We start from the raw sequence: 22,181 nt of genomic DNA on the forward strand, positions 1-22,181 counted from the left end.
GGGGTGGTGTCAGGCGGGCCAGCGGGAGGATTCGACCCAGTTGCCGTGGAAGCCGAACGGCACCCGTCGCGGGATCCGCACCCGGGCCACCTCCTCGAGCGCCCCGGCATCGACGACCACCAGATCCGTCTCCCCCTCGGGTGAGGTCACGAGGTTGAGGAGCCACCCGGCGTCGTGCTCGCCGGTGGCGCCGTCGGAACCGGTCGCACGGGTCGGATCGGGCGCGAACACGGCCTCGCCGGCGTAGCTGCCGGCGCCGTAGTCGAACACCTCGCTCGTGCCGTTCCAGAGGTCGTGCTTGACGACGCTGTCGAACGCGATCGGCTCGTCGCCCCACCGGCCGGTGGCGGCGACGTAGCCGTAGCGGGCCGGCAGGCCCGCGAACCGGTCGTCGACCCGGGGGAAGTCGCCCGGCCGGTCGTCGAGCTGCTCGTCGGACACCGTCCCCGCGGCGGGGTCGATCGTCCAGCGGTGCAGCGTCGGCTGCGCCGGCTCCGACAGCACGTCGTCGCCGAAGGTGATCGGCAGGCGCGGCGAGCGGCACCCCTCCACCACGATCTGGTCGCCGATGCCGCCGACCACGCGGTCGTGCGCGTTGAGGAAGTGGAAGACGTAGAACGGCTCGACGTCGATCCAGGTGGTGATGTCGGCGGCCGAGGTGACGTCGGCGGGCAGCGCCGCCAGCTCGGCCCGGTCGATCACGCCGATGCGGGCGCCGCGCTCGGGCTCCCATCGGATGCCCGCACCGCCGGACAGCATCGCCTCCACGTCGAAGACCGCCGGCAGGTCGAAGAGCACGATTCGGGTGGCCGAGACGGCGAAGTCGTGCATCATCACCGGCCCGAGCAGGTCGACGTCGACAGATCGCACGAGCGCACCCGAGGCGTCGACCACGTGCAGGCGGAGGAACGGCGGGAACGGGCTGTAGCCGAAGAACACCATCTCGCCGGTGACCGGGTCGACCTTGGGGTGCGCGGTCATCGAGCCCGCCAGGCGACCGCCGAAGTCGATCTCGCCGAGCGTGCCGAGCCGGCCGTCGACCTGGATCGGGCGGGCCGCCTCCATGAGCGCCAGCAGCCGGCCGCCGTGCTCGACGACGTTGGTGTTGGCGGTGTTCTTCATCATCCCGACGCGGTCGATGACGTCCTGCGGCGGCAGCTGGAACTCCGACAGGCCGCCGAAGAGCGCCCGGCCCGCCTCCCACTCGGCCTCGAGCCCCGCCGAGCGGACCCAGCGGTTCCGGTAGCTCGCCCGGCCGTCCCGGAGTGTGATCGCGTGGAGCATCCCGTCGCCGTCGAACACGTGGTAGCGGCCGACCGGCGGGTAGGCCGGGTTCGGGCCGTTGCGCACGTAGGTGCCGTCGAGCGCCTCGGGCAGCGTGCCGAGCACCTCGAGCTCGTCGTCGTCACGCTCATCGTCGACGGGGGCGAAGACGCCCTGAAGGTACGGGCTGGTGATCGTGCTCATCGGTTCCCCCTCGGACCGGCTCGGCGCCCGCTCCCGACCGCCGCCGGCTCCAGCATGGCAGCAAGTCCGCCCGACGGGCAGGCTCGGCTCACCCGTCGCACCTTCCGTCCGCCGCCCGCCGCCCCCGACGGTTCTGTGATGCTCGAGACGTCGATCCAGACGTATCGAGCATCACAGAAGCGCTTGGGACTGGTCCGAGGGTCAGCCGAGGTAGGCGGTGGCGAGCACCTCGGCGTCGTCGCGCAGCTCGGCCGCCGGCGCGCTGAGCCGCACCTCGCCCCGGTTGAGGACGACGGCGTGGTCGGCCACGTCGAGCACCATCGCCACGTGCTGCTCGACGAGGAGGAAGCCGGTGCCCTCGTCGTCGGCCACACCGCGCAGCACGGCGAGCAGGTCGGCCACGATGCGAGGCGCCAGGCCCAGGCTCAGCTCGTCGACCATGACGACCTCCGGGTGCGACACCAGCGCCCTGGCGATGGCGAGCATCTGCTGCTCGCCCCCGGACAGCAGCCCGGCGCGTCGATCGCGCAGCTCGTCGAGCGCGGGGAACAGCTCGACACCGCGCGCCACCGCGGCGCGGCCCTCGCGCCAACCGGTCCCGAGCGTGAGGTGCTCGGCGACGGTCAGGCCCGGGAAGAGGGAGCGGTCCTCGGGGACGTGGGCGAGACCCGCACGGGCTCGACGGCCGACGGCGGCTCGCCGGGCGCGGTTCGGCACCTCGTCGCCGAGCACCCGGATCGTGCCGGCGGTCGGGGCGACCAGGCCCGAGACGGTGAGCAGCGTCGTCGTCTTGCCGGCGCCGTTCGGGCCGAGCAGCGCGACGAGCTGACCCGCCTGCACCGCCAGGTCGACGCCGCGCACCACCGGCACGCCGCCGTAGCCGGCGCACACCCCGTCCAGCTCGAGGAGCGCGGTCACGTCACCCCCAGGTAGGCGCGGAGGACCTCGGGATCGATGCGGACGTCCTCGGGCGAACCCGAGGCGATGAGCCGACCGGCGTCGAGCACGTGGACGGTGGCGCACGAGCCGAGCACCAGCGCCATGTCGTGCTCGACCAGCAGCACGGCGGTGCCGGCGGCGCTGATCCGCTGCAGCAGCTCGGCCAGCTCCGCGGTCTCGCCGGGGTCGAGCCCAGCCGCCGGCTCGTCGAGAAGCAGGACCGTCGGCTCGGCCACGAGGGCGCGCGCCAGCGCGACACGCCGGCGGTCGACGTTGGACAGGGTCGTCGGACGGCCCCCACCGCAACGCTCGAGCCCGACCGTCGACAGCGCGTCCTCCACCCGGGCCGCCGTCGACGGCAGCGGGATCTCCTCCTCGGTCTCCTCGTGGAGGGTCGGGGCGGCGGGGGTGGCGGCGGCAACGACCGCCAGGTTCTCCTCGACGGTCAGGTCGTCGAACAGCTCCAGCGTCTGGAAGGTGCGGGTGAGACCCAGGCGGGCGATCCGGTGCGGCGGCAGCGCGGTGCAGTCGACGCCGCCGACCACGACCGCACCGCTCGAGGGTCGGGCGAAGCCGCTGACCCCGTCGAGGAAGGTCGTCTTGCCGGCGCCGTTCGGACCGATGAGCCCGTGCAGCTCGCCGGCGGGGACCGCGAGCGTCACCCCGTCGAGCGCCACCACCCCGCCGTAGCGGACCGACAGGTCTCGCACCTCGAGCGCCGCGGTCACGACGCGCTCCCGGCGCCGGCCGCGGCGGTGGCCCCGTCGCCCCGCGATGCGCCTCGGCCCGCGCCCCCGCCCCCGCCGGGGGCGTCGGCCCCGTCCGTCGAGCGCGCCCGGCCGAACCGGTCCCGCGCGGCGCGGGCCAGACCGAGGATGCCCTCGGGCGCGAAGTTCGCGGCGAGCACCAGCGCCACGCCGGCCCAGGCGTAGAGGTGCGGCACGCCGTCGCCCGAGCCGAGCGAGGTCAGCAGCCCTCCCTGCACGATGAGCGCCGCCACCACCGCACCCCACGCGGTCGACACGCCGCCGAGGAACACGAGCGCGACGACCACCAGCGAGCCGAACACCGTGAACGACGCGGGCGACAGCGTGGAGGTGGAGTAGGCGGACAGGGCACCGCTGACGCCGGCCAGCGCGGCCGAGACGCCGAAGGCGACGAGCCGGGCGCGGCCGACGTCGACGCCACCGGCGGCGGCCGCACGCTCGTTGGCCCGCAGCGCCAGCCAGCGCAGGCCGAGCTCGCTGCGCCGCAGGGCCAGCACACCGGCGAAGCACAGCGCGACCACGACCGCGACCATCACCACGAACGCCGGCCGGACGTCGTCGACCCCCGACGACTGCGCGCCCAGATCGATGCCGAAGAGCGACGGACGGGGTGCCGTCAGCCCGGCCGCTCCGCCCGAGAGCCACGGGCTCGCCAGCACCAGCTGCTCGAGCGCGACGGCGATCGCGAGCGTCGCCACCGCGAACGTCATGCCGCGCAGCCGGGAGGTCGCCGCACCGATCGCGACGCCGACCGCCGTCGCGACGAGCGCGCCGGCGAGCAGGTCGAACGGGAACGGCACCGACCCGTCGGCCACGTGGACCACCGTGAAGCCCGAGATGCCGGCGAGGGCGAGCTGCGCCAGCGAGATGCGCCCGGCGTAGCCGCAGATGACGACGACCGACAGCCCGAGGACCGAGAAGGCCAGCGAGACGACCAGGCCGCGACGGTCGCCGGCGTCGAGGACCAGCGCGCCGAGCACGCCGACCGTCGCCAGCACGACCGGACCGATCGGCCACCACCGCCCGGGCGTGGGCGCGGGCTTCGGCGCCCGGTCGACGATCGCACCCCGCCCGGGCAGCACGTCGCCCCGGAGCGTCAGCGCGGCCAGGATCACGACCACCGGGATCACCTGCTGCAGCCCGGCCGCCGGCAACCAGTCGGGCAGCCAGTCGGCCTCGGGCTGCACGGTCCAGCCCAGGATCAGCGACTGCACCACGCCGATGCCCAGGCCGGCGGCCGCGGTCCAGGCGAACGAGGTCAGGCGGCCGACGAGCGCCGCCGCCAGCGCCGGCACGACCAGGAGGCTGGTCGTCGCACCGTCGAGCCCGGCGATGGGCTCGATCAGCACGACCGCGAACCCGGCGAGCACCGTGGCGAGCGCCCAGTTCGCCGCCGCGACGAGGTCGGGCCGGAGCCCGATGAGGAGCGCGCCCTTGTCGCTCTCGGCCGACGCGCGCGTGACCAGCCCGAACCGGGTCCACCGGAACGTCGCCGCCAGCGCGGCCGCGACCACGACGACGACCAGCGCGAGCCACAGCCGGTTGGCGCTCACCCCGACGCCGAGGATCTCGACCGGTCCGTCGGGCAGCACCGGGAACCGGGTGATCACCGCGGCGCCGGCGGTCGGGAACCGGTTGCGGATCAGCTCCTGGAAGTAGAGGAAGAGGCCGAGCGAGGCCACGATCCGCGCCAACACCGACGCCGAGCGGAGCGGGCGGAAGACCAGCAGGTGGATGACGACCCCGAGCGCGGCGGCGTAGAGCGCGAGGACGACGATGGCGGTGCCGATCGTCGGCGTCGGGATGATGCGGATGCGGTCGGGCAGGCCCAGGACGGGCAGCACGAGGTCGCCGCGGTCGCGGAACTCGAAGTACGCGTAGGCCAGGAACGTGCCGGTCGCGGCGTGGGCGAAGTTGATGACGTTCGACGCCCGGTTCGTGAGGACCAAGCCGAGCCCGAGCGCGGCGACGACGGCGCCCCCACCCAACCCGGCCAGGGCGAAGCCCAGGTACGTGCTCAGCGCGAGGCCTCCAGCTCCGCGCCGACGTCGATCCAGCCGCCCACCTGCTCCAGCGCGCCGTCGTGCATCTGGACGACCACCTGCTGCGGCGAGCAGGCGGCGGGCAGGCCCGGGAACTGCCTCCCGTCGCACGTGTAGGCGTGGCCCATGAAGCTCGGCTCGTCCGCCTTCGCCCTCAGCGCGTCGGTCACCGCGTGCGGCGTGATGCCGTCGGCGCCGAGCTCTCGCAACACCGCGTAGAGGTTGACGAAGGACCGGGCCGACACCGTGCCGGCCCCGACAGGGTCGAGCCCGGGCGCCATCGCCGCGAGGACGCTCGTGTAGAGGTCGGTGTCGGGCTGGGGCTGGTCGGGCTGCACCTCCTGCTCGACGTTGAAATAGGCGCCGTCGGCCCGGTCGCCGACCTGCGAGATGATCGTCGGCGAGGCGCAGGCGCCCACGAAGTAGAGGGCCGAGGTGATGCCGATCGTCGCAGCGGCGTCGAACGCCGCCTTGCAGGCGGTGTCGGCGGCGATCACGAAGATGGCGTCGGGTTCGCCGGCCCACGCGGCCTGCAGCGGTGAGCCCAGGTCGGTGGCGATCACCGGGAACGGCACCATCTGCACGTCGACCCCCTTCGCCTCGAGCACCTGCTTCGCGGCGCCGGCACCCTCGGCGATCGAGCCGAAGTCGCCATAGACGATGGCGACCTCCTTCGCATCGAGGTCCTCGACAGCGCGGTGCGCGAACGCGACCGCCGCGCCCCAGGTGCCGCCGCTCCACTGGAACGAGCTCGGTGAGGTCATCGACTGCTGGCTCACCGGGATGCCGCCCACGTACGGGATGCCGTCGGCCGCCAGCACGTCGACCGCGTTGCCGAACACGTCGATGCCGCCGAGCACGACCGGCACCTGCTCGGCGACGAACCGCTGACCGCAGGCCGTCGAGCCCTCGGCGCTGAAGCCGGTGTTGCAGACGTCGAGGCGGAGCGGCCGGCCGTCGATGCCCCCGAGGTCCTCGTTCACGAAGTCGACGAAGGCCTGCGCCGCCCGGCTCAGCTCGGGGAACGACCCGGCCGGGGTGTTCTCCTGGTTGATCATGCCGATCGTGATCGGCTCACCGGTCGCCGCCGTGGGCTCGTCGGGGACGAGGTCGGCGATCGTGGAGGCGCGTGCGCAGTCGAGGAGGTGCTGGGCGTCGCAGGTGATCGGTGGCGCCGAGACGGTGGTGGACGACGCGGTCCGGTCCTCGCTGCAGCCGACGGCGACCAGCGCGGCGGTCACGATCAGGCTGACGGCCGCGACGATCGGACGAGCACCTCCGGTCACCCCTGGACTCCCCCCTGGCGCACGACCGCTGGACCGCTCGGGACCCTAGCGGTCCGCCCCGCCCCACGGCCCCGCCAGTACCCGGCCGGTACCCGCTTTGTGATGCTCGATACGTCGATCCAGACGTATCGAGCATCACAGAACGGCCGGGGATCGGTCCCCGGTGACGGGAGCACCGCACGTGGTCGATGGTGGCGCACGTGTACCACGACGTCGTCGAACGGCTCGCCGAGCACCGCCACGGGGTGGTGGCGACCTGGGAGCTCATCGCGGCCGGGTTGACGCACGACCAGATCCGGCGCCTGCTCGATTCCCGCCACTGGGAACGCGTCGGATCCGGGGTGGTCCGGCGTCGCGGTTCCGCACCGACCGCCGACCAACGCGTCGTGGCCGCGGTGCTGGACCACGGCTCAGGAGCCGGCGCAGCGTTCCTGACCGGCGCCCACCTGTTCGGCTGCGCGGGCGCACCCCTGCTGCCGATCCAGATCGTCGGAACGGTCGCCACCCGTCGCTACCGCACGGACGTCGGCTACCACCGGGTCCGTCGCATCCCCGATCGGTGGATGACGGAGGTGCGGGGCATCCCGGTCGTGGCACCGGAGATGGTCGCCATGCAGCTCTTCGCCTGCTCGCTATCGGAGTCGGCTGAGCGACGTGTCGACGTCCTGTGGTCGATGGGACGGCTGTCCGGGCGGTCGATCGAAATGTTCCTGTCCGACATGGGTCGGAGCGGGCGGAACGGCGTAGCGGGCCTGAGGTCCTATCTCGACGCCCGAGGCGTGGACTACCGGCCGCCGGCGACCGGCCTCGAGAGCAGGGCGATCCAGGTCCTCCGCGAGGCCGGCATACGGGTCGAGCGCCAGGTCGACGTCGGATGTGACCACGCGTGGACCGGTCGGGTCGACCTCCGCGTCGTCGGCCTGCCCGTCGTGGTGGAGGTGCAGAGCAACATGTACCACGCCTCGCTGATCAACCGGCAGGCGGACGCTGCTCGACGATCGGCGTTGGAAGCCGCCGGCTTCGTCTGGGTCGAGCTCTGGGAGGACGACGTCTGGGGCCACCCGTGGGTGCTCGCCCCGAAGGTGCAGGCGGGCATCGACGCGTGCCGTCGACGACCCAGGGTTCTGTGATGCTCGATACGTCGATCCAGACGTATCGAGCATCACAAAGCGGAGAGGTGGGGGACGGTCAGGGGGTGGTGCGGTGGAGGACCTGGTGGTCGCCCTCGGACGTCGTCAGGTACGACCCGCCGTCGGGGGCGAAGCCGAGCGACTCGCCCTGGACCTCGGTCGGCGCCGGCCCCTCGCACGGAGTGGTCTCGAACGCCTTGGCCAGCTGCTCGCCCTCGGGCCGCCGGTAGACCTCGACGCCGCCGTAGGTCCGCAGCGCGACGAGCGAGCCGTCCCGCGTGACGTCGCCGGCGGTGACCAGGGCGCCGGCCTCGAGCGGCACCGAACCTGCCGGCAGCATGTCGATGCTCGTCCCGTCTGCGATCGTGGCCACCTTCGGCATCTGGAACACGAGCGACTCGCCCGTGCGGCCCCAGTCCTTGGTGATGATGTTGATGTCGCCCACGATCGGGTCGACGATCATGGCCTCGGCGTCGTAGGGCTGCTCCGGGTACCGCAGCGAGAACGTCGTGACGGAGGCCTGCAGCACCGGAGGGGCGGACCCGTCGGCCGGCGGGGTCGTGGGGACGACCGGCTCGTCGAGCCGGTAGATGCGCACGCTCTTGCGAGCGGTCGGATCGGCCAGCATGGCCTTGTTGTTGCCGATGTCGCCGACGTACAGCTGCGGGCTGCCGCCGGGCAGCGCCGGCGGGCCGACGGCGATGTCCTCCCAGTCCCGGGCCTCCGCGCCGGTGAGCTCGACGGTCGCCAGCAGCTTGCCGGCGCCGTCAATGGCGAAGAGGCGGGCGGCGTCGCCGCTGTCGTTGTGGATCCACCACACCCCGTTCGCGCCGTCGCCGGTGTTGTTCCAGGAGGCGACGAGGCCACTCGCCTCGGTGATGTCGGGCGACTCGATGACGCCGACGTCGGTGACCTTCGGCGCGCCACCGCACAGCGCATCCATGAGCGCCGCCTCGGGAGCGGCGGTCGCCGCCGTGGTGGTCGTCGAGCTGGTGGCCTTGCCCTTCTTGCGGTCGGCGTCGTCGTCGCCCCCACCACCGCCGCACGACCCGACGACCAGGGCCAGCGCCGCGACCAGCCCGACCGCCCCGACGACCCGGCTCACGTGATGCGCCCGCCCGTGATCCCGCCGTCCCCTCACGAGGCGCCCGTCCGCTCCCGGACCGCGGCCGTCATGGCGCTGAGGCACGCCGGGTCGGTCGTGCCGGGGACGAGGATGAACTCGTCCACGCCCGCCGCCTCGGCCTCGTCGAGGACCTGGTTGACCCGGTCGACGTTCCACACCGCTGCCGAGTCCGCCATCGCCCGGGCGAAGCGATCCCCGAAGATGGCGAGGTAGTCGTAGGTGAACGACTGCAGCACGCCCCGATCGTCGTCGGTGCCGAGCACGGCGAAGCACCCGGTCACGTGGCGCGGCGCCTCGGTCCGACCGGCATCGGTCCAGGCCTGGTTCGCCGCTGCGACGGCGGCCGCGATGCCGGGGCCGTCGGCGTCGATCGAGAAGCCGGAGATCCCCGCCGCCCACTGCGCCGCCCGGGCGAGCGACTTGGGTCCCATCGCCGCGGCGAGGAGCTCGGGGCCACCGTGCTGGACCGGCGTCGGCCCGATGGGATCCGCGCCGTCGAACGCGGGGTGGCCGGCCCAGAGGCGGCGCATCTCGGCGACGAGATCGTCGAGGCGCTGGTGCCGCCTGGCGAACGGCGACCCGGCGCTGATGTAGTCGTGCTCCCGGCCGCCGACGCCGAGGCCGACGGTCAGGCGGCCATCGCAGAGCACGTCGAGCGTGGCGAGCTGCTTGGCCAGGACGCCGGGGGCGTGCAGCGGCCCGACGGCGACGTTGACGAACACCCGCACCCGCTCCGTCAGCGCGGCGGCCGCGGCGTTGGTCACCAGCATCTCCTGGTTGTGGAAGCTGATGCGCTCGCCGCACGAGATGCTGGAGAACGGCCCCGCGTCGATCCCCTGGGACCACGTGATGGTGGTCCGCCGGTGGTACTCACGGGCCATCGTGGGCAGAGCGACGCCGATCTCCATGGCGCCGGACTCTAACGACCACCGGCCACCCGACCGAAGCGGACCCCAGGCCGCCCGGCACTGCTCCGAGCCGTTCTGGCGTGGGTTTTCGTCGCATGGCGACGGAAGCCGGCGCCATAACGGCGACAAAGGGGGTCAGGTCGACCCGTCGCCGTCCGGCGGGGGCTGGTAGCGGAACCGGTCGACGGCCTCGCCCTGCTCGGCCAGCTCCGGTCGGCCGGTGACCGACGCGAGGTCCCGTGCGTGGGCCGACACGGTCTCGGCCGGGGCACGGGGCCGCCCGACCTCCGCACCCAGCTCCTCGAGCTCCCGCTCGGCCCGCACGTCCCACCGCTCCTTCGCCAAGCGGTCCGCCGCTCGGGCCATCGCCCGCCGTTCGCGCCACGCGTGCAGCCGCCGGGCCAGCGGGGGCGACACGACCACGACGGCGGCGACGAAGAGGAGCGCCACGGCGAGCCCGACGAAGCCGATCGGCAGCTCGAAGCCGTTGTCGGCGTCGCCGGCCAGCGGCACCTCGGCCGTCGGGTCGAACGGGATCCAGCCGACGCCGGGGAACCACACCTCGGCCCACGCGTGGGCATCGCGCTCCCGCACCACGAAGCGCCCGCTGGCCCCATCCTCCTCGCCCGGCGCGAAGCCGGTGGCGAGCCGCGCCGGCACCCCGACCTCGCGCAGCATGACCACGAGGCTGCTGGCGATCTGCTCGCACCACCCGACCTTGGACTCGAACAGGAAGTCGTCGACCACGTCCACGCCCTGCGGGGCGAGCGGTGCGTCGAGCGAGTACTCGAGGTTGTCGCCCATCCACGCCTCGAGCGCCTGCACCTTGGCGAACTCGGTCCCGGCGCCGGCCTCGGCCACGACGCGCCGGGCGAGCTCGCGGACCCTCGACGTCGTCTCGGGTGACGAGGCGTAGCGCTCGGCGAGGTCGACGGGGACTGCGTCGTCGACGGCGGCGAGGTCGGCCGACGTCACCGGCACCTGGCGGCTGGTCACCGTGTACGTCGCGCCCTGGCCGAGGGCGTCGGGGGCGACGATCGATCCGTCGGGGCCCTGCACGAGGCGGTCGTCCGACTCGATGATCGAGGCCGACGGCGCGACCGGCAGCACGTTGGCGAACCGGCTCTCGAGCCGGAACTCCTGCTGCGACTCCTCGCCGGTGCTGGCGGCCAGGTCGTCGGCGGACGGGAACACGCGACCGCTGTCGCCGATCGACCGGTATCGCCGATCGTCGGTGTTCCGCCAGCTCGTGCCGTCCCACCGGTCGTAGGTCGCGGTGCGCCAGAAGCTCACGATGTCGGAGCGGACGGTCATGACGGTCGCGTCGGTCAGGCGCGGCCGCCGGGTCATGTCGAGCCGCTGCTGGAGCGTGAGCGGGTTCTGCGGACCGCTGTCGAGCTCGTCGGGATCGGATCCGCTGGAGGGCGCGACCGGCGAGCGTTGCCCGGCCCAGGGCCCGGCGATCACCACCACCGCCGCGACGAGCACGACGGCGGTGACCGCTCCACGGACGACCGCCCACGGGTCCGACCGACGAGGGCCCCGCCCACCCCCGTTCTGTGATGCTTGATACGTCGATGCAGACGTATCGAGCATCACAGAACGGGTGGTCGGGACGGGAGAGGTCGCGGATCGGGGGACGGGCGACGGGCACAGCGCCAGCGCGCCGGCGGTGCAGAGCGCCCACAGCAGCACGTCGGACGCCCCCGTCACGCCGGTGCCGTCGCCGAGCACGCCGAGCCGGAACAGCAGGCCGCCCCCGACGAGGGCGTAGGACCGCACGACCCAGCGCAGCGGGATGGACCGGAGGGCCACCACGGCCAGCACGGCGGTCAGCACCGCGGCGTTGACGAAGAACGTGCCGCCCTCGCCGACCTGCAGGCTGCCGAGCGCGAGCCGGAACGACGCGCCGAGGAGGACGGCGACGGCGATCGTGACGCCGGTGCCGGCGCGCTCGCGGTCCTCGGTCGCTGTGGGCCAGACGGGCGTGCGCGGGCGCTCGGGCGGCGGCCGTTCAACCACGGTCGCCCCTCGGCGTGACCCGCAGCACCGACCACCCGTGCGGCACCGGGCCCGGCGTGCCGGCGGTCGCCGCGGCCAACCGCGACATCGCCATCGCGTCGTCGCCCACCTCGCCGACGCGCGGCTGCGGCTCGGCGGTGCACAGCATCACGCGCACCCCCCGGCCACGCAGCTCGGCCACGATCGCCGCAGAACGGGCGACGGCGCCCTCGGCCGCCCGGTCCTCGCCCTCGCGCAGCGGCGTCGTCGGCATCAGCGGCAGCTCGTCGGGGCCCGTCGGCACCGGCCCGGGCCCCGGCCCGAGGTCGACGACGATCGCCACGGCACGGTCGGCCGGCGGCTCCATCTCCCGCACCACGAGCTCTCCCGTGCGGGCGGTCGTCGGCCAGTGGACGAGGTGGGCCGGGTCGCCGGTGACGTAGGGCCGCACCGATCGGGTCGTGTCGCCCGAGTGGCCGGTCGACGTCGTGGCCAGCTCGCCGAACGCACCGGCGTCGGGCTCGGGCAGGCGCTCGACGTCGATGGGGCGGGGGCCGACCTCGAAGGGCCGGCGGGGCGTGACGACGACGGCCCGCGACGCGCTGACCATCCCGAACGGCGCATCGCTCGTGATCCGGACGGCGAGGCGATCGAACCGGCCCCGGCGCGCCGGCACCAGGGGCACGTCGACCTCGGTCGCCGGTCCGGCGCCGAGCGGCACGGCCTCGGCGGCGTCGACCCACCGGAGCGCCACCTCGGACAGGCGGGACCCGACCTGCAGCCGGACCGACGTGGCCTCCCCCACCCGCACCGGCCGCGGGCCCTGGCCGATCGTGTCGGCGTCGGGCTCGACCCGGACGACCATCACCGTCAGGCACGGCCATGCCGTCCCGACGAGGACCAGGCCGAGCAGGGCGGCCCACACGAAGCCCGCCATCGCCGGGTCGGCCACCGCGGGGGCGATGGCGAGGAACAGCACGAGCGCGACGATCGACACGACGCCCGTCGGCGTCGGGTGGACCCGGAACCGGCGGGCGGGCCGGGTGTCGGGCGGCAGGCTCGCCACGTCGACGCGGCGCCCCGGTCTCATGCCGGCGCCTCCTCCCCTGCTCTGTCACGGCTGGCGGTGCTGTTCGGCACCGCCAGCCGTGACAGAGCGCTGAGGGGGTGCGCCATCAGGCGGTGGGCCGCGGGACGGGCACCCGGCCGAGCAGCTCGGTGAGGATGGCGCCGGCCCCGACCGAGTCGACGCGACCGTCCACCATCACCCGGTGCCGGCAGGCGCCGACGAAGATCGCCTGCACGTCCTCGGGGGTCACGAAGTCGCGCCCGTCGACGACGGCGCGGGCACGGGCCAGGCCGATCATCCCGGTCGACACCCGGGGCGACACGCCGTGGCTCAGCCGCACGTCGGTGCGGGTGGCCTCGACGAGGTCGAGCAGGTAGTCGACGATCGCGTCGGCGGCGTAGAGCTCGGCCACGGCGCGCTGCACTGCGACGAGCTCGTCGGGCGAGGTCACCGCCTGCACCGAGCCGAGCACCCCGGTGCCGCCCTGACCGGTGACGATCTCGCGCTCGGCGCTGCGCTCCGGCAGGCCCATCGACAGCACCAGCGCGAAGCGGTCGAGCTGGCTCTCGGGCAGCGGGAAGGTGCCGACCTGGCCGAACGGGTTCTGCGTCGCGATGACGAGGAACGGCTCGGGCAGGTTCCAGGTCGTGCCGTCGACGGTGACGTGGTGCTCCTCCATCGGCTGGAGCAGCGCGGCCTGGGTGCGGGGCGAGGCGCGGTTGACCTCGTCCACGAGCACGACGTTGGCGAAGAGCGGGCCGGGCCGGAACTGCCACTCACCGCTGTCGGGCCGGTGGACCGAGGTGCCGGTGATGTCGGACGGCAGGAGGTCGGGCGTGCACTGGACGCGCCCGAACCGTCCGCCGATCGCCGCCGCGAGGCTCCGGGCGAGCAGCGTCTTGCCGGTGCCGGGGAGGTCCTCGACGAGCAGGTGGCCACCGGCCAGCAGCGTGGCGACGGCGAGGTCGACCGCCTCGGGCTTGCCCCGCACCGTCGTGGCGACAGCGGTGCGCAGGGCGGCGGCGACGTCGGTCGGCGCCCTCATCGGCCCGATCCGGCCGTTCGCCCCGCCGATCCCTGCGGGGCGACGTGCGTCGACACCCTCCGTCCTCGGTCCCTCCGACACATCGCACCAGTCTGGACCACCGGTCTCGCACGTTCGCCGCGACGCGGTGCGGACCGCGCCGGGGCCCGGCAGGTCACCCCGACCTCGGGCGCGCCACCACGGTGATCGGCGCTGCGCCACCGGTCGTCGCGACGACCTCCCACCCGGCTCGGTCGTCGCCGACCGGGCCCTCGACCACGGCGATGTCGACGCCGTCGGTCCCGTCGTCGGCCACCCGGTGCGCGCCGATCGTCCGTGGTTGGGCGTCGAGCTGCGTGACCTCGAAGCCGCGCTGCTCGAGCTGCGCCATCAGCCCGTAGGTGGGCGCGTGCCAGTACTCGGGCCGCCCGGGCGCCCAGAACACGAGCGTGTCGTCGACGTCCAGACGGGCGGCGACGTCGTCGGCCAACCCGATCAGGGCCGGGTCGGACTCCTCCCGGTCGTCCTCGACGTACTGCCGCAGGCACACCGTGGCGGCGAGCGCGCACACCACGACCGCGGCCGACACCGATGCGAGCCGGCGGACCGCGATCGACGACGTCGCCGTCCAGCGGAGGTTCCGGATCAGCGCCGCCGCACCGATGGCCATGGCGACCGCCGCGACCGGGCGCTGGATCACGGCGAGGTGGTGGTGGTACTCGCCCCGGATCATCGCCGAGGACACGACGGCGGCCACCATGGACACGCCTGCGAGGATCGATCCCCTCACGAACGGCCGGTCGCGGCGGACGACGGCTGCGACCGCGCCGCCGATCGGGACGACGAGCCACACGGGCACCGCCCAGGCGGACCCGACGAGCGGCCGCCCGGGCCCGGCGGCGGTCAGCCAGCTCGGCACCCAGGCGAACGATCGGGTCAGCGTGCTCACGGCCTGGCCCAGCCCGACCTGCGGGCCCTCGCCGCCCATCTGCCACAGCATCGCGTTGGGCGAGTCGGACAGGACCTGGTCGAGCACCGGCCCGATCCACAGCAGCAGCCCCACCGCGACGGCCACGTCGAGCGAGCGCCTCGGCACGGGCGGCCCGCCGTCCTGCCGGGAGGTCGACACCGCCAGGCCCAGGCCGGCGACCGCCACGAACGCGACGAGCGGCGCGGTGGCGGCGTGCGCCTGCACCAACATCGACCCCACCACGACCAGGACGGTCGGCGCCCAGGGCTGGCGCTCCGCCGTCGCCCAGGCCGCCACGATCACCGTGCCCGCGCCGACGAGCGACACGTACGGGTTCCACGGGCTGTGGCCGACCTGCGCCGTCACGGCGGCCAGCACCGCCAGCATCGAGATCAGCACGCACCACCCGGCGACCCGGGCGATTCGCCGCGCCATCCACCACGCCGCGAGCACCGCGGCGAGGTGCCACGCCAGCGCACCCACCATCAGGCCGTTGGGGCCGAAGGTCCGGAGGAACCCGGCCGACCACCAGAGCTGGAGCGGCCCGGGATGGGACCACCCGAACCGCGAGTACACCCCGACGAGCGGCAGGTGGCCCGGCACGTCGCGGGCCAGCATCTCCATCATCGCGACGTCGCCGATCGCGGCCCACCGCGTGCGCAGCACGACGACCGCGGTGGCGACGAAGGCGACGACGGTGCCCACGACCGCGACGAGCTCGCTCCGCGTCAGCGGCGTCCGGTCGTCGCCGCGCGGAGCGGCGCGACCGACCTCGTCGGCCACCACCTCGTCGAGGACGCTCGGCTGCACCTCAGCCCGCCGCCACGTCGGGCACGGCGGAGCCCTTCACACCGCGGCGGCACTCCATCACCCGAGGCTACGGACGGCGTCGACCGATCCCACCTCGACGTCGCCCGCGATCCCCCAGCGGGCCAGGCTCAGCCCGGACCGTCGTCCGAGGCCTCGTCGTCGTCGGGACCGGCCGCAGGGTCTGCGCCGGTCGGCGGCGCCGGCGACCCGGTGAACGGCGGCGGCCGGTCGGTGGGCGGCGGTCCGCCGCCGTGCGTGTCGGGGAACGCCCCGGGCGGCGTCGGGACGAAGCCGTCGGGGAGCGTCGGCGGACCGAGCCGGCCGGGGTCGCCGGACGGCGGAGGACCGGTGGGAGCTGCGGTCGGGGCGTACGGCGCCGGCACCACCGGCTCGGTCGCCTGCCCGTAGGAGTGCGTCTCGGGGAAGGGGACGTCGGGTCTCGGCACGAACCCGGCCGGCAGCACCGGGGGTCCCACCCGATCGGGGTCGATCGGCGGCCCGACGGGCGGCGCCCAGCCTGCCGGCCCAGGGTCGGCGGGCGCCCCGGCGTCGGGTCCGATCGGCGTGGTGGGCGGCGTGGCGACCCCGCCGATCGGGGCGGCCGGGCCCGCCGGGGACGGGTTCGGCGCCGTCGGCTGCTCTGCCGTCATGCCGCTCGACGCAGCGAGCGCAGCGGCGAGCAGGTCCTCGGTCTGGGTCCCGCCGAGCGGCGCAGTGCCGACCGGCGGCGCGGTGGGAGCCGGAGTACCCGCCGCGGTCGGCGGAGCAGGCGTGCTCGGGGCTGCATCCCCCCAGCCGTGCGACGAGTACGGCGGCGGCGAGGACCAGCCATCGGGACCGACCGGGATCGGCGGAGGGGCGGTGGGCGCCCAGCCCTGCGGAGCGGAAGTCTCGAGCGAGTGGCGCGCCGCCCCGCGTCGACGGCGGCGGCGGCCGCCCGCGGCGGTGACCAGCAGCAGGATGAGTCCGATCACGATCAGCGCTGCGATGCCGATCATCGCCCACTGGAGCGGACTGACCGACGACGGCTCGTTCTCCAACGTCAGCGTCGTCGCCGCATCGGAGCCCGCCAGCACCCACGTCGCGGTGCCGCCATCGCTCGACGTCGCGTTCGTCCGGGCCACCTCGCCGGGCAACGTGACCGAGAAGTTGACCTCGACGTCGTCGGGGTCGAGGTCCTCGGTCGGGAACGAGGCCGGGATCTCGTTCAGGACGGCGTCGAAGCCGCCGGGGTCGACCTCGGCCTGGAGCGACCACTTCCCCTCGGGCCCCTCGCTGATCTCGAAGGACTGGAACAGGCGCAGCGTCCGGCCCTGGACGTCGCCCTCGGTCAGCGCGCTCGCGAGCTGGCGGTAGTCGTCGAACTCGATCGTCATCCGGATGCCGCGCTCGCCGTCGGCGGCGATCGTCGAGATGTCGATCCCCTCCTGGCTGGCGGTCGCCGTCTCGGCCAGGTCCTTGAGGTCGTCAGGGTTGAGCCCTGCGAGGCGGAGCGACTCCTCGCTGAAGTAGAGGTCGAGCTCGACCGACCCCGACCGGTCGTCGTCGACGTGCACGTTGACGTCGGCGCGCAGGCAACCGGTGGCGAGCAGCACGATCAGCGCCGTGGCCGCGACCGCCCACCACGAGCGGGTTCCCCTCCGTCGTTGCATCGCACCAGTGTGGACCAGCACCCCGTGCGGTCCAACGACCGATCAACAGCCGTTGCGACCGCAGATCTTCCAGCTGAGGACCTCGACGCCGCGTCGAGCGGAGGCAGAGCCCTGCGCCGCCGGGTTCACCCGGATCGCGGCCTGGGCGCGGATCTCGCCGTCGACGCGGGCCACCAGCACCGCGGCGTCGCGGCCGGCCACGCAGCACACGACGCCCTGCTCGCCGCCGATCTGGTCGACGCCCAGCCCGTGCACCTGGAGCTTGCCCTCGAAGATCGGCCGGCTGAATCCTCCGAGCCAGCTCGTCGTCCCGACCCACCGGACATCGAGGTCGGACCTGGGGAGCACCACGGGTCCGAACACGTCGAACGACGTGCCGTTCGACGTGTCCACGCTCACCGACGAGTAGGGCGGGCGCGACGTGACCGTGTTCGTCCCGACCGACAGCGAGACCGAGTCCACCTTCGGGATCGGCACGCCAGCGCAGTCGCTGCCCTGGATCACCGGGGCGTTGGTCAGGGAGAGGAGTGCGCAACCGGTCCGGTACGACAGCCGGAGCCGCAGGCCCTGCAGCTGGCTGGCCGTCTGGAGCTGGCCGCAGTTCCCGGGGCTGATCAGGTCGAACCGGAGGTACTGGTTCGACTGGCCGTACGCCCTCGTCGACTGGTCCTCACCGGTCGAGCACACGACCGCGCCGGTCCCCGGATCGACGAGCTCGACCTTCATGAGGCCGCCGTCGACCGGATCGGCGAGGAAGGACACCTCGTTGACCGGCCCGCGGATCTTCACCGCCAGGCGGTCGAGTCGGTCCGAGCCGTTCAGCCCGCTGGGCAACGACAGTTGGTTGAGCGTCAGCGTCCGGGTCACGTGGTTGATCGGAGCCCACGCCCCGCCACCGGCCAGCCAGTTCGGATCCTGGAGCGCATAGTTCTGCGTCGCCTGGGCGGACGCCGAGTCGGGGACCCGGGCGCCGTCGACCGTCGAACCCCACGCCGCATCGGACGGGCCCGGACCGCTGGCGCGGACGTCGAACGAGTTCGTCTCGATCCGCATGTTCCGGACGTCGAGGATGAGGCCCTGGTTGACGGCGCCCTGCCAGCTGAACGTGGCCGACACGTGAGCGCCGTCGATCTGGTTCTGGTTGGTGAGCACCGACGCGCACGATCCGTTCAGGAGGTCGTAGCTGATCGATCCGCCGTAGCTCCGGCCGGCGGGCAGGAGGTCGGTCGTGCAGCTGGGACCGGTCGCCGGCGTCACCGTGAACCGGACCCGCACGTCGACGGCGTGCTGGGAGCCGGGGTCGTCCGGTCCGCTCGCGATCGTCAGGATCGGCCGCTCCTGCAGGTCGAGCACCGCCGAGGCCGACCGGAGCGGCCCGGTGCCGGCCGAGCGCCAGGTCGTGTCGAACGACTGCGGGTTGCAGGCGACGAAGAAACCCCATTCGAAGGTCCACGTCCACGCACACATCTGCGCGCTGCTCCAGCCGCCCGGACCGGCCAACGCCGCGGCGCCGCCGGAGAAGTTCGCCGAGCTCGCCGACACGAACTGGGGCTGGGTGTCGGCGGACCCCGACTGCCGGAGCACCGGGACGGCGCCGCCGTTCTGGTGCATGGGGCAGAGCGCGACATTCCCGCCGATGTGGCGGACGGCGGAGCGGGCCGACAGCACGATCTGCACGCCCGGTGAGGTCGGCCCCGACTCGCACGCGTTCGGGAACGTCATCGTCGGGGTGGGCACGCCGCCGATCACCCGCACGTTCCGGTTCGAGATCGTCAGGCTGTTCCGGGCGTCGCCGGTGCGGGCCGGATCGAAGACGTCGAGGTAGTGGACCCCCGGCTCGAAGACGACCGTGCAGGACTGGCTGCCGCCCAGGATGTCGTTGAGACGGGTGATCTCGGTCGGGCTGTAGCGACCGGGAGCGAGCGACACGTTCGGACACGTCATCGGACGCGTCGGCACGCTCGGGATGCCGTCCGCGGGGTACGGCGCCTCCACGGTCGTGGCGGTCACCGGCCCACCGCACGAAGGTTGACCCTCGCCGCCCGCATCGGAGATCTGATTGGGGCCCGGCGTCCCGAGCGCACCGCAGCCGCCGCCCCCGACCGTCGCAGCCTGCTCGTACTGGCCGGCGACGTCGACGGCCGGCGACCCACCGGAGCGGGCCGGCGCGGCGCCGTCCTGGACGAACACGTCCGACGAGAAGGTCGCAGGCGAGCTCGACCCCCGGACCACGAAGCTCGGGTTCGACACCCCGGGCACCGAGGGGACGGGGTTGATCCCGCCGGCGTAGGCGTCGGTCCCGACGATCTCCACGTCGGGCCCGGGGAGCTTGGCGTCGGGGTCGTCGGACACGCCGCTGAACGTGCAGTCCACCGAGACGTCGGGGGATCCGTCCACGGTCCTCGGCCAGTCGGTCGGGTTGCCGCACACGTCGCCGCCGCGCGACGCGATGTCGGCCACCAGGGACTCGAGCGCGCCGTCGGCCGCCCGGGCCTCCCGGGCCTGCTGCGACTCGATCGCCGCCACCTTCGCCGAGGTGAGCGCGAGCCCGAGCAGCGCGATGACCAGCACCGACGTCAGGCCGATGATGCCGAGGACGTAGATGAGGAGGTAGCCGCCCTCGTCGCGGCGAGCGCGGCGACGAGCGGCGTGGATGGCGGCGGCGAGCGCGCTCATCCGCCACCTGCCGGTGCCACGACGAGCGGGAGGACCGCCTCGCCCACGCCGCCATCGTTGTCGATGGCCCTGAACCGCACGGTGTACGTCCCGGGCGCGACGTAGGTGTGCGACACGTCGCCCGCAGGCGCGTCGATCACGGTGCCGTCGCCGAAGTCCCACGTCGTGGCCACGACCGACCCGGCGCCGGAGTCGGTCGCCGACGACGCGAACCCCACGGTGAACGTGGGCACCGCGCCGTTCTGCGAGGTGACGGCGAGCGTGACGGCCGGCTGGACGTTCACCCGGAAGCCCACGCGCTGGCCGGGCACGCCGTCGGTCACGCGCACGATCTCGTACTCGCCCTCTTCGGACGAGAGGAACGGCAGCTTCCACGGATCGGTCGCGGAGACCGAGTTCACCGGCGTTGGCGAGCCCTTCACGTACAGCAGCCAGTCGATGACGGACGCGCCCGGGTTGACCGCCTTGAAGGAGACCTCCAGCGAACCGTTGGGCGGGACGGCGTTGACGACCCCGCCAGGGGTCGGCGTCGGGGAGATCGTGATGCCCTCGTCCACCGGGGCCGCCACGTAGCAGGAGACGGTCTGCACGGACGTCCTGCCCGTGTCGTCCGTCGCGGTGAACGTCAGCGTCTGGCCACCGGTCGCCCCGTCGGGCGCGGTCCACTGGGGCCCGACGATCGGAGCTCCCGTCGGGTCGACCCAGGCGACGGTCACCGCATCGCCGTCGGGATCGCTCGCGGATCCCACGAGGGCGAAGGTCCGACCCGAGACGAGGGTGCACGCCGTGTCTGCGCTCACGATCGGCGGGCGCTTGATGATGTCGATCGACTTCGAGCCGTTCGTCGCGTTGGACCCGTCGCTGGCGGTGAGGCCGACGTCGCCGGGGTTTGGGAGGCGGAAGCGCACCGTCTTCCTGTCGGGGCTCATCCCGATGACGTCGGCGTCGGCGGGGAACGACCACGTCAGCGTGAGGTCGTCGCCGTCGGGGTCGGTCGACGTGCTCGTGGCGGTGAACTCGGTCGTCGTGTAGCCCCGGTCGCCCGGACTCAGCGTGAAGCCTGCGAACGGCGGGTTGGACTGGGCGAAGCCCGTCCCGGCTCCGGTGGTGCGGCGGGTCCCGCTGACCACGAGCGGGACCACCGTGCCGTCGTTGTGCAGCTTGGGCACGGTCATTCGCGCCCGGACGGCGTCGGGCTGGTCGCACGCGATGGTCGTGCCTGCGGCGGTGAGGCAGTCGGCGCCGGCACCGCTGCCCTGCACCCGGGTCATCACCTCGACGGAGTCCACGAGGTCGCCGTTCGGCGCGCAGGTGTTGCGGAGCAGCGCCACCGGATCGGGGCCGAGCCCGACGGCGTAGACCACGCTCGTCGTCACGTCGCCCGACTGGATGAGGCGGACGAGCGGTCGCTGCGACGTGGCACCGGCGCAGTTGGTGACCCCGCCGGCCGGGGTGACGAAGGCGCGGGCCGAGGCGACGTCGCGCAGGAAGTACGTGTTGAGGAGGCCGGTCGCGTTGGCCTGGCCGAGCTCGTCCTGCGTCACGAAGCCGGCCCGGAGCGTCCCGAAGGTCCACGCCCCGAGCGGGACCACGAGCAGCGAGGCGATCGCGAGGGCGATGAGGATCTCCATCAGGGTGATCCCGGCCTGGCCCTTCCGGCGACGACGCTCGACGAACCTCGCGACCGCCGGTCCCGCAGCGATCCGCCGGGTCACGGCGTCACCGCCGTGGCCGAGGGGTTCCGCTTGACGATCGCCGCGGTCCGGCCGTCGACCGAGATCGTGATGCGCTGCGCGACATCGGTCGCCACGCTGCACGGGCTCGTGGCGTACACCTCACCGCCGGTTCCGGGCTGCAGGTACTCGACGGCGGTGACCGCGGCGCCGGGGATGGCGGAGTAGGTCGCGGCGCAGGGCTGGTACGGCAGCGCCTTCACCGCCTCGGTGGCGTCGGTGAGCGCCGCTTCGGCCTTCTGCGTCCGGGCGACGCTCTCCGTCGCGGTGACCGTCGTGATGATCCCTGCGGCGACGCCCAGGATGACGACCGTCGTCAGCAGCAGCGCGGCGAGCGACTCGACGAGCGAGAACCCGCCCTGTGAGCGGGCGCGACCGAGCGCGTGGCGTCCCCCAGCTCGGTTCGGTCTGGCGTCGGGTTGGTGGCCCTTCCGACGCCGAATCGCACTCGCCACGTCGCTCCCTCAGCCCCGTGCACCTGCCCCGGTCGGCGACGGACCATGCATGCCGCACGAGGAGATCGGCCCGCCACGGCGCCGAAAGCCTCCCGCGAGCCCGCCGACCTGTCAACGCGACCCGCT

At 73.8% G+C, this 22,181-nt stretch carries 16 protein-coding genes; 1 reads left to right on the top strand and 15 read right to left on the bottom strand.

Annotation, left to right across the window (positions count from 1 at the left end):
• Nucleotides 1-9: 9 nt before the first annotated feature.
• The 5 genes from LH044_RS10450 to LH044_RS10470 all read right to left on the bottom strand — a co-directional run bounded on the left by LH044_RS10450 (nt 10) and on the right by LH044_RS10470 (nt 6,501).
• A complete protein-coding gene (locus tag LH044_RS10450; RefSeq protein ID WP_227759974.1) occupies nt 10-1,467 on the bottom strand; it encodes a carotenoid oxygenase family protein in 1,458 nt (485 codons plus the stop codon).
• 201 nt (nt 1,468-1,668) lie between these two features.
• Nucleotides 1,669-2,385 carry an ABC transporter ATP-binding protein gene (locus tag LH044_RS10455; RefSeq protein WP_227759975.1) on the bottom strand — a complete coding sequence of 239 codons (717 nt, stop codon included), beginning with the start codon at nt 2,383-2,385 and terminating at the stop codon, nt 1,669-1,671.
• Entirely contained in the window at nt 2,382-3,134 is a 753-nt protein-coding gene (locus LH044_RS10460; protein WP_227759976.1) for an ABC transporter ATP-binding protein, read from the bottom strand. The genes LH044_RS10455 and LH044_RS10460 overlap by 4 nt, the downstream gene beginning before the upstream one ends.
• Nucleotides 3,131-5,161 (bottom strand): ABC transporter permease, encoded by a 2,031-nt coding sequence (locus LH044_RS10465; protein WP_227759977.1) that lies wholly within the window; start codon nt 5,159-5,161, stop codon nt 3,131-3,133. Before LH044_RS10465 ends, LH044_RS10460 begins: the two co-directional genes overlap by 4 nt.
• 29 nt (nt 5,162-5,190) lie before the next feature.
• A complete protein-coding gene (locus LH044_RS10470; protein ID WP_227759978.1) occupies nt 5,191-6,501 on the bottom strand; it encodes an ABC transporter substrate-binding protein in 1,311 nt (436 codons plus the stop codon).
• Nucleotides 6,502-6,701: 200 nt separating this feature from the next.
• On the opposite strand from LH044_RS10470, the gene LH044_RS10475 reads away from it, so the two are divergent.
• Nucleotides 6,702-7,631 carry a putative endonuclease domain-containing protein gene (locus LH044_RS10475; RefSeq protein WP_227759979.1) on the top strand — a complete coding sequence of 310 codons (930 nt, stop codon included), beginning with the start codon at nt 6,702-6,704 and terminating at the stop codon, nt 7,629-7,631.
• 58 nt (nt 7,632-7,689) lie between these two features.
• On the opposite strand, the gene LH044_RS10480 is transcribed toward LH044_RS10475, so the two are convergent.
• The 10 genes from LH044_RS10480 to LH044_RS10525 form a co-directional block, all read right to left on the bottom strand.
• The gene (locus LH044_RS10480; protein WP_227759980.1) at nt 7,690-8,736 is read right to left on the bottom strand and encodes a hypothetical protein; all 1,047 of its coding nucleotides are present in this window, start codon (nt 8,734-8,736) and stop codon (nt 7,690-7,692) included.
• Between the two features lie 32 nt (nt 8,737-8,768).
• Entirely contained in the window at nt 8,769-9,665 is an 897-nt protein-coding gene (locus tag LH044_RS10485) for an LLM class flavin-dependent oxidoreductase (RefSeq protein WP_227759981.1), read from the bottom strand.
• Nucleotides 9,666-9,800: 135 nt separating this feature from the next.
• Nucleotides 9,801-11,687 (bottom strand): transglutaminase TgpA family protein, encoded by a 1,887-nt coding sequence (locus tag LH044_RS10490; RefSeq protein WP_227759982.1) that lies wholly within the window; start codon nt 11,685-11,687, stop codon nt 9,801-9,803.
• Nucleotides 11,680-12,756, bottom strand: coding sequence for a DUF58 domain-containing protein (locus LH044_RS10495; protein ID WP_227759983.1), 1,077 nt, complete (start codon nt 12,754-12,756; stop codon nt 11,680-11,682). The genes LH044_RS10490 and LH044_RS10495 overlap by 8 nt, the downstream gene beginning before the upstream one ends.
• A gap of 85 nt (nt 12,757-12,841) precedes the next feature.
• Nucleotides 12,842-13,780, bottom strand: a complete 939-nt coding sequence (locus LH044_RS10500) for an AAA family ATPase (protein WP_227759984.1) — start codon at nt 13,778-13,780, stop codon at nt 12,842-12,844.
• Nucleotides 13,781-13,934: 154 nt separating this feature from the next.
• Nucleotides 13,935-15,539, bottom strand: coding sequence for a hypothetical protein (locus LH044_RS10505; RefSeq protein WP_227759985.1), 1,605 nt, complete (start codon nt 15,537-15,539; stop codon nt 13,935-13,937).
• Nucleotides 15,540-15,667: 128 nt separating this feature from the next.
• On the bottom strand, nt 15,668-17,191 hold the full coding sequence (locus LH044_RS10510; protein ID WP_227759986.1) for an LppM family (lipo)protein: 1,524 nt from the start codon (nt 17,189-17,191) through the stop codon (nt 15,668-15,670).
• A gap of 42 nt (nt 17,192-17,233) precedes the next feature.
• Complete coding sequence (locus LH044_RS10515) at nt 17,234-19,867, bottom strand: hypothetical protein (RefSeq protein WP_227759987.1); 2,634 nt, start codon at nt 19,865-19,867, stop codon at nt 17,234-17,236.
• Nucleotides 19,864-21,582, bottom strand: a complete 1,719-nt coding sequence (locus LH044_RS10520; protein WP_227759988.1) for a PulJ/GspJ family protein — start codon at nt 21,580-21,582, stop codon at nt 19,864-19,866. Before LH044_RS10520 ends, LH044_RS10515 begins: the two co-directional genes overlap by 4 nt.
• Nucleotides 21,579-22,055, bottom strand: a complete 477-nt coding sequence (locus LH044_RS10525; RefSeq protein WP_227759989.1) for a type IV pilus modification PilV family protein — start codon at nt 22,053-22,055, stop codon at nt 21,579-21,581. The genes LH044_RS10520 and LH044_RS10525 overlap by 4 nt, the downstream gene beginning before the upstream one ends.
• Nucleotides 22,056-22,181 lie beyond the last annotated feature (126 nt).

Origin of the sequence: Dermatobacter hominis (assembly GCF_020715685.1) — a bacterium.
Lineage (GTDB): Bacteria > Actinomycetota > Acidimicrobiia > Acidimicrobiales > Microtrichaceae > Dermatobacter > Dermatobacter hominis.